Source organism: Lewinella sp. (assembly GCF_050633125.1).
Lineage (GTDB): Bacteria > Bacteroidota > Bacteroidia > Chitinophagales > Saprospiraceae > Lewinella.
On sequence record NZ_JBOEFX010000069.1, the window covers coordinates 1 to 12,775 of the forward strand.

Here is a 12,775-nt window from a genome sequence, read left to right on the forward strand (position 1 = left end):
TAATCCGCCCAACGGCAGATGCTGACTTGAGCGACATCATCAACGTATCTAGCCGTTACACAGCAGCTGAAGCATACGGAAATGGTAATACCATGAACGTAGGTGTTAACTTCTCTAACGGAGAGGTTGCTGCTGCAGGTTTCGAAATGTTCCAGAACACACCTAACCCATTCGCGGTAGAAACTTTGATCGGTTTCAACTTGCCACAGGATGCGGAAGTAACGTTGACTATCAACGATGCTAGCGGTCGTGTACTAACAGTTCTACGTGGTGATTACGCTGCTGGATATAACACTATCAATGTTTCTAAGAGCCAAGTTCAAGGCGCAACTGGTGTACTAAGTTACACAGTTACTGCTGGCGAATTCACGGCGACTAAGACCATGATTGCTGTTAAGTAATAATGAATAGATTAGAACCCTTGCTTTTGTAAGGGTTCTATGACATTATATACAACAAGAGAGGCGCTTCCTGCAAAGGAAGCGCCTCTTTGTGTTTTGTGAGACATTTCATAGACTGACGGTCGATTAAGTCCATCAAATACAAGTTCAGTTGACTTTCATATCTAGGCTTGTATAGTGAAATTTCTACGAGGGATGCTCAAAGGCATTGACTGTCGTCGAATACTCAAATCAACCGATGGGTCAAGTAGCTCAAGCTCATAGCGTCTTGCTTTATCCATCAAGAGAGCTTTTTTTAAGAAAGTCTAGTTCTACTTGAAGCTGTCTAATCTTGGCATAAAACTACTCTTCCTCAATGTCATCCTTAGGTTTTGATGATTTTGAATAGTGCTTCATATACTCAAGTGCTTGACCTAAAAAGTCCGTCTTCTATTTCTATATCTGGTTCTGATGAAGTTGGTGTTTTTGGGCGAGTTCGTTCAGGTTCTGACGCTCTTTGAGAGTTTCCAAGGCTACTTTTAGTTTAAACTCAACGGAAAACCTGCGACGAAACTTCTTCATTTAGTGAAATGTTTTGCACTAAAATATCAACTAAGCCGCTGGTTCGAAAATTGGGGGTAAGTACAAAATATAGATTAGCGTATTTTAGGCAAAACATCTTAATTCGTAAGGCCATCAAAGGTGAAGTGATTTTTATTGTTGATAAACACCAGTGACCTGAAGGTGTACCATCGCTAGGCGTAAAGTCTCGTAGGCAACCTCTCCATCGAAGAGTTCGTGAACGGCAGTTAGTTTAATAGGCTTCTCCAAATAGGGGAGGCCTTTCTCTACTTGGCTAATAATTTCGGGACTAACAAGCCGATGAATATCTAAGGGTTTCCCAGATTGGTAGCAAGCAGTGATATGTGTATAGACCGTGGTATCCTTGATATTGCGTTGTTCTGCTATTTCACTTATGGTTTTACCCTGTTGAAAGAGTTCATAGGTGACCAAATGAGAGCTGCCGACTTTTGCTTGGCCTTTTTGTGCTTGGTATTCTAGGATGACTTCCATAAAGGCATCACCGTAAAGCTGAAGCTTACGGTCACCGACACCAGAAACAGCTTTTAACTCTGCATCACTGACAGGTTTTGTGGCTGCCATTTCTTCGAGCGTAGCATCAGAGAAGATAATGTATGGAGGTACGCCCTTTTCTTGGGCCAGTTTGCGGCGGAGTTGCCGTAGCAATTCGAAGAGCTCATCACGAACCCTTTCCGCTTTGGATTTCTTCTTGACTTGCTCTTTCTCTTTTTCTCTACGTTCTTTCAGTGTAGCAGGGCGAACGAGTTCGACGGTCTCTTTTTCGAAGAGTACCCGTTGGCTAGCAGGTGTAAGCCGTAACACGCCATACTGGTCATAAGCGATATCAAGATAGCCGAGGTTGATGAGCTGAGAAAGATAGTTTTGCCAGGTGAAGGTGGGAATGTCGCGGCCTGCCCCAAAAGTTTTTATCTGGTCGTATCCACGGTCGCGGATGTCTTTGCGGCCAGAACCTCGAAGAATATCGACGAGTAAGCCCAGGCCTACTTGCTCGCGAAGACGGTACACCGCAGAAAGTGCTTTTTGAGCTAATTGGGTGCCATCAAATGCTTGTGGCGGATTACTGCAAATGTCACAGTTGCCGCAATTTTCTTTATGATCCTCGTTGAAATAGTTGAGTAAAATTCGTCGCCGACAAGCCATGCTCTCGGCGTATTGTTTCATGCGATCGAGCTTGGCGAGCTGGACCTCTAGATTCTCACTTTCATTTTTCTTGAGGATTTCCGTCAGCATCATAACATCCTGATAACTGTAAAAAAGCATGGTAGCTGCCGGAGCACTATCGCGGCCTGCCCTCCCGATTTCCTGATAATAGTTTTCCAGGTTTTTAGGCAGGTTGAAGTGGATCACCCAACGGACGTTACTCTTATCAATACCCATACCAAATGCAATGGTGGCACAGATGATAGGCACATCGTCTTTGAGAAATTGATCTTGTACTTTGGCGCGTTCTGTTGATTCCATTCCCGCGTGGTAAGCTTTGGCGTTGAAACCTGCCTTTTGCAAGTCTGCGGCTATCTTCTCTGTGCTTTTACGGCTAAGGCAGTAAACAATACCACTTTCTTCAGGGCGTTGCTTAATGAATTGGATAATTTGTTCTTTACGCCGCTGACCTGGCCGTACCTCAAGGCTGAGGTTGGGACGATCAAAGGAGGCCAATGAAATGTTGGGCTTTGTAAGCTGTAATTGTTGAACAATATCATCACGGGTAATTCTATCGGCAGTAGCAGTGAGCGCAACCATGGGAACTCCTGGGAACTGCTGCTTTAGAAAACGCAACCGTGTATATTCTGGGCGAAAATCGTGGCCCCAAGAGGAGACACAATGCGCCTCGTCGATAGCAAATAAAGAGATAGGTGCTCGCTGAAGGAGAGGAAGGAAATCTGCGGAACAAACTTTTTCTGGAGATACGTATAAGAGATCAAGCTTGCCTTCAAAGAAATCGTTTTCAACGAGGCGTAGCTCATTACTGTCAAGCGAGCTGTTTAAAAAAGCAGCTTTGACGCCATTGGCACGTAGGCCTTCGACCTGATCTTGCATGAGCGAAATGAGGGGGGAAACCACGAGGGCTGTACCTTCCATGGTGATAGCAGGAATCTGGAAACACATGGATTTGCCGCCCCCGGTAGGCATGAGGACGAGGTTGTCCTTCTTTTCGTAAATGGATTGAATGATTTCTGCCTGCATGGGGCGAAATTCATCATAGCCGAAGTATTGCTTCAGGGCCTGGCGCGCATTGTCTAAATTCATCCTGCTAATCGCTGTTTAAGTGAGCGTATAAAAATAGGGTGATCCAATTTGGGTTTAGTAAAAAAGATAAGCAACTGACCAAAGGAAGGTTGCGTTCTTTTTCTTACTAAACCTTAAAACAAATTGGCGCACCTTGTTTTAGCTCTAATACTAAGTTACAATAATAAAACAATTTTGTGAGAAATAAATATTTTAATCTTTTTTTGTTTAATTAAGTCCCGAAGCGTATAGCTGAGGTCGGGGGCCGGAGGCCGCAAGGATAAAGGATAGAAGAGACGTCCGTAAGGCGGAACGGATAGCCTGGTGCCAAGCCTGCAATCCCGGAGGGTAAAGGCGTTGGCATAGCCCCAAATGAACGTATGATTACAGGCCTAGCCTCCGGCAAAAAACCACGGTAAAATCCATTGACTGAGGGCCGTGATGAGGGCGATGGCGATGAGGTTGAGCCAGATGCCAGCTTTGACCATATCGGCGATTCGGAGGTGACCACTGGCGAAAACAATGGCATTGGGTGGCGTACTCATAGGTAGCATGAAGGCACAACTAGCGGCCAGGGTAACGGGAATGCAAAGGAGTAGGGGAGAGATGTCCATACCCAGCGCTACTGCACCAACTACGGGCAAAAAGACGGTGACGAGTGCAACATTGGACATGATTTCGGTGAGGAAAAGGCTGACAGCAGTGAGGCCGAGGATGATCCAGAATCCGGTGATACTGGCGTCGGAGAATTGTGCTCCGATAAGATCGATAAGCCCTACAGCTTTGAGGCCATCGGCTAAGCTGAGGCCACCGCCAAAGAGTAGTAAAATGCCCCAGGGAAGACGCTGAGTATCGGCCCAGTCCAGGAGGAATTGTTCTTGTTTCCAATTGACGGGAAAAACAAAGAGGGCTATGGTGGCAAATATGGCGATCATGGGATCTGTAAGTTCGAGCTGGCCATCGCCTTTTGCTAGACCAAGGACGAGGTTGATCTGTGTTCGGAAAATCCATGCCATTGCGGTACAGGCAAAGACGATGAGGGTTCTTTTTTCTGCTAAAGAGATGGCTCCTAGCTCTTTGAGTTGAGTACGGATCAGTTGTTGAGCGCCAGCAAAAGTGCCGAGGCCATTGCGGAAGATAAAGCGCGTGAGTAAGAAATAGGTAATAAGGAGAAGTAGCAAAGCAAAAGGAAATGCAAAAGCGGTCCAAGAGGCAAAACTGATCTGTATGTCGTAAGTGCGTTCAATGAAACCGGCCAACACGACATTGGGAGGAGTACCTACAATGGTAGCGGTGCCACCAATATTTGCGGCATAAGCAATGCCGATCATGAGGCTGATAGCAAAAGCACTGTTGCCAGCGGAGGAAGCAAGGTCGTTTTCCCGGCCTCTGCGAAGAAGGTCAATAACGGAAACGCCAATAGGTAGCATCATGACGGTGGTAGCGGTATTGCTGATCCACATACTTAGAAAGGCCGTAGCGAGCATGAAGCCGAGAATGATGCCGTTGGCGTTGGTGCCCGTGACACGTACGATGTTGAGGGCAATACGTCGGTGGAGTTGCCATTTTTCCATAGCTAAGGCTAGCATGAAACCACCCATGAAGAGAAAGACGATAGGGCTGGCATAGGGGGCTGCGGCCTCCTTCATGTCATAAATTTGCAGAGCAGGAAGTAGGACCATCGGGAGTAATGCTGTAACCGGGATGGGCACGGCTTCGCTGATCCACCAAATAAGCATAAGGGCAGCAATGGCAAGCACTCGCCACGCTGGGGCAGGTAAACCCAAGGCGGTGCCAGACAGCAGCATTCCTCCAAAAATGACAATACCTAAAAACAGACCGATCTTCTTCATAGGGGATGAAGTTAAGGAATACTATCTTAGCGACAAATTGTAATTTTCTCCCATTATTAACCAAACTTAACCATGAAAATAGGAATTATCAGGGAAGGCAAAGTGCCGCCCGATACCAGAGTCCCCCTTGATCCAAAGCAGTGTGCCTACCTGCGTTCAGAATACGGCTTGAACGTAGTGGTGCAGCCTTCGCCAATACGGATCTTTAAAGACGAAGAATATGTTGCAGCAGGTGTACCGCTAGAGGAGTATTTAGGAGATTGCGACCTTTTGTTGGGGGTGAAGGAGGTACCAAAAGATCAGTTGATTCCAGGAAAAACCTACAGCTTTTTCTCACATACCCACAAGCAGCAGATTTATAACCGCCCTTTACTTCAAGCAGTACTAAATAAACACATCCATCTGATTGATTATGAAGTGATGACCGATAACTTGGGGCGTAGAATCATTGCCTTTGGTTATTTTGCCGGGGTGGTTGGAGCGCATAATGGTTTTTGGACTTATGCCAAGCGTACGGGGAGCTTTGAGCTACCCAGGATGAAAGACCTTTACGATTACGCAGCAGCAAAGAAGGTCTATGCTGAATTGCAGCTTCCGCCGATGAAGATTGTACTCACAGGAACAGGGCGGGTTTCTACTGGTGCGGCGCAGGTATTGGAGGATATGGGTGTTCACCAAGTGTCGCCGCGCGATTTTCTGCGGGAGACTTACGATGAACCGATTTATACGCAATTGGTAGGTCGAGATTATCTAAAACATAAGGATGGCGATCCTTTTGATAAGCTTCATTTTTATCAGCACCCTGAGCAATACGTGTCTGCTTTTCAGCCGTATTTCAAGCAAGCCGATATGATGATCAATGGTATCTATTGGGATAATAGAGCGCCAGCGTTTTTCACGAAAGAGGATATGGCCAACCCTGATTTTAATATCAGTGTCATTGCTGATGTTACTTGTGATATAGCGCCGGTAGCATCTATTCCTGCAACGCTGCGAGCATCTACTATTGCCGATCCTGTATTTGGTTATGATCCTCAAACGGGAGAAGAGACGGCGCCTTATCAGGAAGGAGGGGTTGATATGATGACCATTGATAATCTGCCTAGTGAGTTGCCGCGTGATGCTTCTACTGCATTTGGGAAGATGTATATAGAGCAGGTCATTCCGCATATTTTGGCACCTAACAGCGCCATGATTGAGCGGGCAACTATTGCGCGCCACGGGCGCTTGGGGCCACAATTTGGCTATTTATTGGATTTTGTAGAGGGATAGGGGCGAATGTTCCGTCGTGCTGGGGTTAAAAAATCCAGCACGACGGCGCTAAAGTGCGGCTATGATGTTCTCTTTTACCCGTTCGACGATATCGTCTGTATCTGCTTTATGGAAGGTCTGACCAGTAATCTGTTCGTAGAGTTCAATGTAACGATTAGAAACTTTGTCGAGAAAGTCGTCAGGCATGTTGGGCATGGATTGCCCTTCTAGGCCCTGAAAACCATTTTCGATAAGCCATTCCCGGACAAACTCTTTGGAGAGGTGTTTTTGTTTTTCGCCCCGGCTCAGCCGTTCTTGATAGCCATCAGCGTAAAAGTAGCGGGAGCTGTCGGGGGTGTGGATTTCGTCGATAAGGTAAATTTTGCCGTCTTTTTTGCCAAATTCGTACTTGGTATCGACCAAGATAAGTCCTTGTTGAGCGGCCATTTCGGTACCACGTTGAAAGAGTTCCCGTGTATATTTTTCCAACAGCAGGTAATCTTCTTCCGCGATGATACCTTGGGCGATGATCTCTTCGCGGCTAATGTCTTCATCATGGCCTTCTTCTGCTTTGGTCGCGGGGGTGATGATAGGAGTAGGGAAAGCTTGATTCTCAACCATTCCATCTGGTAATGCTACACCACAAAGTGTTCTTTTCCCGGAGCTGTATTCTCGCCAGGCATGGCCTACAAGGTAGCCACGAATAACCATTTCTACCCGAAAGGGAGAGCAAGCGTGCCCGATAGCAACATTAGGATCGGGAGAAGAAATCAGCCAATTGGGGCAAATATCGCGGGTAGCCTCCAGGAAATGTGTGGCAACCTGGTTAAGGACCTGGCCCTTGTAAGGGATCGCTCTGGGAAGAATATGATCAAAGGCCGAAATCCGGTCTGAGGCGACCATCACCAGCAAATCTTCAATAGTGTATACATCACGTACTTTTCCTTGATAGAAGGCTGTCTGGCCGGGGAGTTCGAAGTGAGTAGCGTCAAGAGCTTGTGCAGGCATGATTATTTCCCAATTGTTGATGCTGCGAAGGTAGCAACTTTATTTTGCGCTAAAAATCTTACCTTTCAAAAAGTTTCTGTTATTTGACTTTTGAGAAGATACTTTGATCATTGATAAAATATTTTTCATTCATGAATTTTAAGTTAATATTTTTTTTATTAAGTATTTGTTTATTAACTAGTTGTGGAGATAAATCTACAAATAAAGTGCAAGAAAATGTAGTTGGAGATAAGAGTGAATTGCTAGGCGAAACACCAACTAGTCTGGCCGAGCCAGTAGAAGAAGTAACGGAAGTAGAGGGTGATTCTGTCGAAGAGCCGGCTATACAGGCGCGTAGTGTGGCTATTAACGACGGCTTTCCAAAGGATCAGCGGGTCGAATTTACGCCTGAAATGCTGAATGGCTTGTGTACTTCCAAGTATAGCTGCCTGGAAGAAACCATCTATCCAATAGGGTGGTCGGCTGATGGAAAGTTTGCTTACTTATTGGAAGAACCCGGCGAAGCTGTCATCAATTATACGCTTCACTTAATTGTTCAGGATACCAAAACAGACAAGCAAGTGTTGAAAGATACCTACAAAGCGAGCGAACAACCTAACTCTAAATCGGAGGATACAAGTATCGACTTTAGTACCGTTTGGGAAAAAAATAAAGACAGGTATAACGAATTACTACTAGAACACAAGATCAGTGGGGGGAATGGCACCCAATTTTACGGGATGCCTTGGGTCGCTTCGCAACGGCCTTACCGTTTCAAGGGACTTAATAAGATGACTCACAATGATCTTTTTGATGTGGATGTAGTGGCAGAGCATCGCCTGGAAATCACAGAGCAAGGTGTAGGGAAAAAGATCATCCTTTCTCATGTGTTTGGGAAATACGACATGGCGCTAGGTACCCAAGCTTTAGGTTACTTTGAAAGCCCATTTGAGGATCGTATCGCCGTAGTAGATGCTTATGAGAAACGAGGATATGAAGGCCCACCAAATGTGCTGAAACTGATGATCGTTGGCTGTGATTTGAGCCAGGGTTTTAAGTAAGGCAAAAGGCAAAGGCAAAAAGGCAAAGGCAAAAAGGCAAATTCATGAATTTGCCTTTTTGCTTTTGCCTTTTGCCTTGGATAACCGTGATTAAACCACCACCTCGCCAATCAGATCATAATCCGTGGCGTCGGTAATGTGTACTTGGGCGTAGTCTCCTAGTCGAACATATTGATCTTTGGCAGAGACAAGCACTTCGTTGTCGACCTCTGGAGAATCAAATTCGGTGCGGCCAACAAAGTGCTCACCTTCCTTGCGATCGAAGAGGACTTTGAATGTTTTTCCAACTTTAGCTTCGTTGAATCCGAGGGAGATTGACTGCTGGATTTCCATCAGGCGGCTTGCTCGTTCTGCTTTTACTTCAGCAGGTACGTCATCTTCCATGTCGTAGGCACGAGTATCTTCTTCATGACTGTATTGGAATACACCCAGACGGTCGAAGCGCATATCTTCAACAAAGTCACAAAGCTGCTGAAACTCCTCCTCTGTTTCTCCAGGAAAGCCAACCAGCATAGTAGTACGGATGGCAATGCCGGGAACCCTTTGGCGAGCTTCGGCGATCAGTTCGCGGGTTTCGGCTTGCGTAATCTGACGGCGCATGCGCTCTAATACCGTATCACTAGCGTGCTGAAGAGGGATGTCGAGATAATTGCAGACTTGTGGGAGTTCCGCCATAGCGGTGAAAATATCCAGTGGGAACTTGCTAGGGTAGGCGTAATGGAGGCGAATCCATTCGATACCTTCGACAGCAGCTAGTGCGTGCAAAAGTTGGGGCAGCTGGCGTTCTTTGTAAATGTCAAGGCCGTAATAGGTAAGCTCTTGCGCAATGAGCATCAGTTCCTTGACGCCGATGCGAGCGAGGTTTTCTGCTTCTTTTACGAGGGCTTCGATGGTCTTACTCACGTGTTTGCCCCGCATCAGCGGAATAGCACAAAAAGAGCAAGTACGGTTACAACCTTCGCTGATTTTGAGGTAAGCAAAGTGCTGAGGGGTGGTAAGCACCCGCTCGCCGATGAGTTCGTGCTTATAATCAGCATTCAATTTGGCGAGCAAGCCAGGAAGTTCAAGCGTGCCGAAATAGGCATCAACTTCCGGGATTTCCTTTTCGAGATCGTCCTTGTAGCGTTGCGATAAGCAGCCCGTAACATACAGTTTGTCAATACCTCCTTGCTTTTTCACATCAGCATATTGAAGGATAGTGTTGACAGATTCTTCCTTTGCCAAGTCAATGAAGCCACAGGTATTCACAATGATGACATTGGCGTCTTCCTCATTGCTGTCATGAACGACCTCGTAGTCATTGGCTTGCAATTGGGTAATCAAATCCTCAGAATCCACCAGGTTTTTAGAACACCCCAGGGTGATCACATTAACCTTGTCTTGTCGTAACGTTTTAGTCTTCATCAGGCTGCCTCGATTTAAGGCTGCAAAGATAAGTCGATTATAATAGCTGTCGCAATATCTTGGCAATATTCCGTGCATCATCAATGCCCCGGTGATGTGTTCCCTCCAATGGAATATCCAATTGTTTCAATGCTGCATCCATACCAACCGGGTGAGGGAGTTGATGGCGTAAAGCAAAAAGCGCTTTCACATTGAGGTGCTGTTGACTTAACGGGAAGGAGACTTTTTCTCTTAAGCATTGCCGTTTCAACTGATTCATGTCATACGCTCCGTAACTGGCCCAAGGGTGGCGGTTGGCTTGGTATTTATCTTTCAAATACTGGGAGGCATCAGCGAAAGAAGGTGCTTCGGCGACCATTTCAGGGGTGATAGTGGTCAATTGGGTGCAAAACTCACTAATGGTGGAAGTGGTTGGTTTGACTAGGATTCCTTCGTTCGCAAGGATATTGCCACTTGCTACTTCTAGCACTGCCACACCGTATTCAATGACATCATGGTGTACGCCTTTGGGGCTTTTGCCCGACCAGCAGGTGGCCTCCAGGTCAATAACGATGATTTTGGTAAAATCGAGTGCCATGTTTTTTTCTTTTTAAAAAAGTGATTGGTATAGAACCATATGAGATAGGATAAAGTTTCCAGAGATATATTGAACGAATGCCTATTAGAGGTGTATAGGGTTTAAGGTATAGAAATAATACTCAAAATAAAACGTTAGTTCATCATATTAAAACCAGCCTTATGCGCCGCAGTATTTATCTCGCACTGTTTTTCATGCTTTCTATTTCTCTTCACGCACAATTTGGTATATCTGGCCATTACCTCAGTGGTCAGGCCGAAAAGTGGGAGTATACGCCCTTGAGTACCAATGAAGAATCGATTGACCTACCAGGAACCGGTTGGCAGGCAGGATTGGATTACTGGTTTCGGTTGCCCAATGCTCGTATCGAATTTTTACCCACGATAGCTTATAGTACCCAGGAGCAAACAATCGCAGGTGAATTCACTTCACTCGATACCCGTGCGCAGGCTTTCCATTTTTTCTTTAATACCAACATCTATTTTCTTGACTTGGAAGGGGATTGTGACTGTCCTACCTTTTCTAAGCAAGGCCCAGGTTTTCAAAAAGGCGTTTTTCTACAACTATCCCCTGGGTACAGTGCTTTTGATTTTAGCATCAACAATGATGCAATAGGAGAGGAGTACACCGCTGATGATGCTGGTTTTAGTATCGGTGTAGCGCTGGGGATTGATCTTGGTATCGCCGATTTGCTAACTATAACTCCAATGGTTGGTGCACGTTACTATCCATCCTTGACTTGGTCTACCTTGGGGCAAGAAGCTGGCTTGGGGCTTCCTGTAAAAGTGGAGTCAGAAAGCAGTTTACTGCAATACCATGCAGGGGTTCGTTTGGGCTTTCGCTTTGATCAATAGACGATAGTATTGCGCAGAAAATAAACTGCGATTTTTTTTAAGTTTTCCAAATAGTTAAAACGCTTAAAATGAATCGCTTATTCAACTATTGTGAAAAACAAAATCGCTTTTTATTTTCGTGCTGTTCCTACTACTCTTTATCTTAATTCCATCCAGCTTTATCTAATTTTCTTACGCAAGTCCTTCATACAGCCTTTATTTGGAGAAAGTTTTACGCAGATATCTTAAACAGTATTCTTAATCACTAGTGCCTCGGAAATTAAGTTACTGATAGTTAAGTTGAAGTTATTTTGTTGCTAATCAAGGCGGAGGTTCCCGCGCATAGCTTAAGCTAAGTAAGGGGGTCTCCAACGAAGAGTAGCGGCAAAAGAATGAAACTTGGACTGTCAAGAATTTAGTTTCCAAGGTACTACAGTTGCACCCTTGTGCTTCTTCAAAATGCCCGGCTTATGAACGATTTGAAACAGTTCTTCCTGTTTTGTGCAGGTATTGATCAGCAAATACTAAAGCAGTGCCCCTCAGATGAAAACAAATACCTGGGGATTGGTGCTACCGTCTTCTTTACAGGTGTGTTGGCCTTCTTCTCTTCGGCTTATGCCTTGTTTACTGTTTTTGATAGTTGGCTGGCAGCGGTACTTTTTGGTACCGTTTGGGGCTTGATGATTTTCAACCTCGACCGCTACATTGTTTCCAGTATGAAAAGCAAGCGAGGCTTTTTTGGTAACCTGGGAATGGCCTTACCACGTTTGGCATTGGCAATCCTTCTGGCGCTTATGATTTCTAAACCGCTGGAATTAAAGATATTTGAAAAAGAGATCAACTCCGAGGTATTGATCATGGAGCAGGAGAAATACAAAGAGCAGGAAGACCGGATACAAGAACGTTATGCACCTCAGATAGCAGTTTACGAAGCAGATGTCTTACGCCTTCAGGCAGAAATAGATGCGAAAACCAGTGCTCGTGACGCCAAAGCGCTGGCTGCCCTACAAGAAGCTGATGGTAGTGGTGGGTCAGAAATACGGAACATGGGCCCTATTTATCGCGCAAAGAAAGCGGATGCAGATCAGGCACAGCAAGAATTGGATCAAACCTTGGCCCTTAATCAACCTCTAATTGTCGAAAAAACGACTGCGATTACTGCTTTGCAAGCGCAAGTTGCTACCGATATATCAACCCTCGAGCGCGGCGCTTTTGGTGGCTTGGCAGCACGTACGGAGGCTTTGGCACGCTTGGCACAACAGAGTGAAGCGATCCATTGGGCCAGCTTATTTGTGATGTTGTTGTTTGTTGCCGTGGAAACGGCCCCGATTCTGGTGAAGTTGATTTCGCCGCGTAGTCCTTATGATTATATCCTCGCCGAACACGAGCAGCAGTTTGAGTTAGCTGCCACCGAAAGCATGGATGTTCGAAAAAGTGAAGTGTTTAATCGGATAAGAGAAAAAACAGAGGTGGGTCTCCACCAGACGAAATCCGATATCAAATTGCGGAAAGCAGAAATTGATGCGGACATCCAAAAGCAACTCGATCAACTGCGCAATGGTGGTTGGAAATACGAAGCGTGATATTAGGGTAGCGTCGT

Annotated in this window: 11 protein-coding genes; 5 read left to right on the forward strand and 6 right to left on the reverse strand. The window is 45.6% G+C overall.

Features of this window, described 5'->3' with window-relative positions; translation table 11 throughout:
- Window positions 1-401, forward strand: a 401-nt coding sequence (locus ACRBG0_RS14890; protein WP_431487658.1) for a T9SS type A sorting domain-containing protein, incomplete at its 5' end; no start/stop codon positions are given.
- A 435-nt stretch (window positions 402-836) separates the two neighbouring features.
- On the opposite strand, the gene ACRBG0_RS14895 is transcribed toward ACRBG0_RS14890, so the two are convergent.
- The 3 genes from ACRBG0_RS14895 to ACRBG0_RS14905 form a co-directional block, all read right to left on the reverse strand.
- On the reverse strand, window positions 837-962 hold the full coding sequence (locus ACRBG0_RS14895) for a transposase (protein ID WP_431487659.1): 126 nt from the start codon (window positions 960-962) through the stop codon (window positions 837-839).
- Window positions 963-1,094: 132 nt separating this feature from the next.
- Window positions 1,095-3,230 carry a DNA helicase RecQ gene (recQ, locus tag ACRBG0_RS14900; RefSeq protein ID WP_431487660.1) on the reverse strand — a complete coding sequence of 712 codons (2,136 nt, stop codon included), beginning with the start codon at window positions 3,228-3,230 and terminating at the stop codon, window positions 1,095-1,097.
- Window positions 3,231-3,601: 371 nt separating this feature from the next.
- Entirely contained in the window at window positions 3,602-5,062 is a 1,461-nt protein-coding gene (locus tag ACRBG0_RS14905) for an SLC13 family permease (protein WP_431487661.1), read from the reverse strand.
- A 72-nt stretch (window positions 5,063-5,134) separates the two neighbouring features.
- On the opposite strand from ACRBG0_RS14905, the gene ACRBG0_RS14910 reads away from it, so the two are divergent.
- On the forward strand, window positions 5,135-6,334 hold the full coding sequence (locus ACRBG0_RS14910) for an NAD(P)-dependent oxidoreductase (RefSeq protein WP_431487662.1): 1,200 nt from the start codon (window positions 5,135-5,137) through the stop codon (window positions 6,332-6,334).
- A 48-nt stretch (window positions 6,335-6,382) separates the two neighbouring features.
- Here ACRBG0_RS14910 and ACRBG0_RS14915 read toward each other — a convergent pair whose 3' ends face one another.
- Window positions 6,383-7,321 carry a phosphoribosylaminoimidazolesuccinocarboxamide synthase gene (locus ACRBG0_RS14915; protein WP_431487663.1) on the reverse strand — a complete coding sequence of 313 codons (939 nt, stop codon included), beginning with the start codon at window positions 7,319-7,321 and terminating at the stop codon, window positions 6,383-6,385.
- A gap of 206 nt (window positions 7,322-7,527) precedes the next feature.
- Here ACRBG0_RS14915 and ACRBG0_RS14920 point away from each other — a divergent pair, with 206 nt between their 5' ends.
- Complete coding sequence (locus ACRBG0_RS14920; RefSeq protein ID WP_431487664.1) at window positions 7,528-8,361, forward strand: hypothetical protein; 834 nt, start codon at window positions 7,528-7,530, stop codon at window positions 8,359-8,361.
- Window positions 8,362-8,451: 90 nt separating this feature from the next.
- Here the strand turns inward: ACRBG0_RS14920 and rimO are convergent, their stop codons facing one another.
- Both rimO and ACRBG0_RS14930 read right to left on the reverse strand, forming a co-directional pair.
- Window positions 8,452-9,765 carry a 30S ribosomal protein S12 methylthiotransferase RimO gene (gene rimO, locus ACRBG0_RS14925; protein WP_431487665.1) on the reverse strand — a complete coding sequence of 438 codons (1,314 nt, stop codon included), beginning with the start codon at window positions 9,763-9,765 and terminating at the stop codon, window positions 8,452-8,454.
- Window positions 9,766-9,802: 37 nt separating this feature from the next.
- Window positions 9,803-10,342: an exonuclease domain-containing protein gene (locus tag ACRBG0_RS14930; protein WP_431487666.1), complete on the reverse strand. Its 540-nt coding sequence runs from the start codon at window positions 10,340-10,342 to the stop codon at window positions 9,803-9,805.
- A gap of 161 nt (window positions 10,343-10,503) precedes the next feature.
- On the opposite strand from ACRBG0_RS14930, the gene ACRBG0_RS14935 reads away from it, so the two are divergent.
- Window positions 10,504-11,196, forward strand: a complete 693-nt coding sequence (locus ACRBG0_RS14935) for a hypothetical protein (RefSeq protein WP_431487667.1) — start codon at window positions 10,504-10,506, stop codon at window positions 11,194-11,196.
- 449 nt (window positions 11,197-11,645) lie between these two features.
- Complete coding sequence (locus ACRBG0_RS14940; RefSeq protein WP_431487668.1) at window positions 11,646-12,758, forward strand: DUF4407 domain-containing protein; 1,113 nt, start codon at window positions 11,646-11,648, stop codon at window positions 12,756-12,758.
- The last annotated feature ends 17 nt before the right edge of the window (window positions 12,759-12,775 follow it).

Excerpts from the sequence above, each read along its gene's own strand:
- ACRBG0_RS14895 (WP_431487659.1), bottom strand. The coding sequence starts at position 962 with ATGAAGAAGTTTCGTCGCAGGTTTTCCGTTGAGTTTAAACTAAAAGTA.
- recQ (WP_431487660.1), bottom strand. The coding sequence starts at position 3,230 with ATGAATTTAGACAATGCGCGCCAGGCCCTGAAGCAATACTTCGGCTAT.
- ACRBG0_RS14905 (WP_431487661.1), bottom strand. The coding sequence starts at position 5,062 with ATGAAGAAGATCGGTCTGTTTTTAGGTATTGTCATTTTTGGAGGAATG.
- ACRBG0_RS14910 (WP_431487662.1), top strand. The coding sequence starts at position 5,135 with ATGAAAATAGGAATTATCAGGGAAGGCAAAGTGCCGCCCGATACCAGA.
- ACRBG0_RS14915 (WP_431487663.1), bottom strand. The coding sequence starts at position 7,321 with ATGCCTGCACAAGCTCTTGACGCTACTCACTTCGAACTCCCCGGCCAG.
- rimO (WP_431487665.1), bottom strand. The coding sequence starts at position 9,765 with ATGAAGACTAAAACGTTACGACAAGACAAGGTTAATGTGATCACCCTG.
- ACRBG0_RS14930 (WP_431487666.1), bottom strand. The coding sequence starts at position 10,342 with ATGGCACTCGATTTTACCAAAATCATCGTTATTGACCTGGAGGCCACC.
- ACRBG0_RS14935 (WP_431487667.1), top strand. The coding sequence starts at position 10,504 with ATGCGCCGCAGTATTTATCTCGCACTGTTTTTCATGCTTTCTATTTCT.
- ACRBG0_RS14940 (WP_431487668.1), top strand. The coding sequence starts at position 11,646 with ATGAACGATTTGAAACAGTTCTTCCTGTTTTGTGCAGGTATTGATCAG.